The 1,482-nt window shown below is 43.3% G+C and carries 1 protein-coding gene; it reads left to right on the top strand.

The window, feature by feature from the left end:
* Positions 1–93: 93 nt before the first annotated feature.
* On the top strand, positions 94–1,428 hold the full coding sequence (locus tag HLH16_RS14615) for an ISNCY family transposase (RefSeq protein ID WP_171529864.1): 1,335 nt from the start codon (positions 94–96) through the stop codon (positions 1,426–1,428).
* Positions 1,429–1,482 lie beyond the last annotated feature (54 nt).

Here is a 1,482-nt window from a genome sequence, read left to right as displayed (position 1 = left end):
TGTTAGAAACCATTTAAAGTGTCTGTATTCTCACCAATAAAAATGTCTAGTTTATGATGGTTTTTACCATCATGGACTGGATATAAAATATAGATGCTGATCACTATGTCTGATAAAGAAATACAACGTCTTGCTGTACTGCAAGATGTTCGAGATCATCGTATTACCCAGGTTCGTGCTGCTGAAATCCTGAATCTTTCCACCCGTCAAATTACCCGGTTATTGCAGAAGCTCAATCAAGATGGTGTTTCAGGTCTGGCGCATGCCAGTCGTGGTCAACCTGGCCATCGTCGCCATGATGAGTTATTAAAATCAAAATGTCTTTCCATTATTTCTGAACATCTGCTGGGCTTTGGACCTACCTTGGCGCATGAGAAGCTCAGCAGCATATTTGATCTGAATATCCCGGTAGAAACGGTTCGGCGCTGGATGATGGCCAATGACCTCTGGATTCCTCGATCCAAGCGCCTGAAACGTCCATATCAGCCTCGATACAACCGTGATTGCTTCGGTGAGCTGATCCAGATGGATGGCTCATATCATGACTGGTTTGAAGGACGAGCGGCCAAATGCTGTTTGCTGGTTTATATCGATGATGCCACTGGAAAGCTGTTGCATCTACGCTTCTGTGAGGCTGAAACCACCTTTGACTATATGCTTTCAACCCGAGCCTACATTGAACAATACGGCAAGCCGCTGGCCTTTTATAGCGACAAACATTCGGTATTCAGAGTCAATCAGAAATCCAGGCAAGACAGCCAGATCACGCAATTTGGGCGGATTCTGAATAATTTGAACATTGATATTATCTTTGCCAACTCACCACAGGCCAAAGGTCGTGTGGAACGCGCCAACAGGACACTTCAGGATCGTCTGATCAAGGAGATGCGCCTGGAGGGTATCAGTTCGATTGCGGAAGCCAATGCCTGGCTACCCTGCTTCATTGAGCAGTTCAATCAGAAGTTCGCCAAGTGTGCGAGAAATTCCAAGAACTTGCATCGCCCTTTAACAGAGTCTGATGTTGAACTGGATGATATGTTTACCTGGCAGGAACCGCGTAAGGTCACTAAGAATCTGACCATTACCTATGACAAATGTATTTATCTGCTTGAGCCAACAGCACTGAATCATAAGCTGGTTGGGCAATATATTTCATTTCTAGAGTATCCGGATGGTACTGTGGCCGTCATGCATGAAGGACGAAAGCTCAACTACAGCATATTCAATAAACTGGCTGGACTGCAGCAGAATGAAGTGGTTGAGAATAAAAGATTAGGTGCTGTTCTTAACCATATTCAGCAACAGCATGAAGCATTGGAAAAACAGAATAAACGTTCAAGAACAAATAAAAATATGCCGAGTCGTAAAGCTCAGAAAGCTGTTATTGAACAAAGAAAGTTAAATCCTGTGCTTGACTCTTGTGGTTAAAAACAGGACATTTTAAATGGTTTATCGCATAGACATTTTAATTGGTGAATAACA

It is taken from the genome of Acinetobacter sp. ANC 5378, from assembly GCF_013004315.1.
In the GTDB taxonomy this organism is placed as follows: Bacteria; Pseudomonadota; Gammaproteobacteria; order Pseudomonadales; family Moraxellaceae; genus Acinetobacter.
Note: the sequence above shows the minus strand (reverse complement) of the source record. Positions and strands in the feature narration are given on the sequence as shown.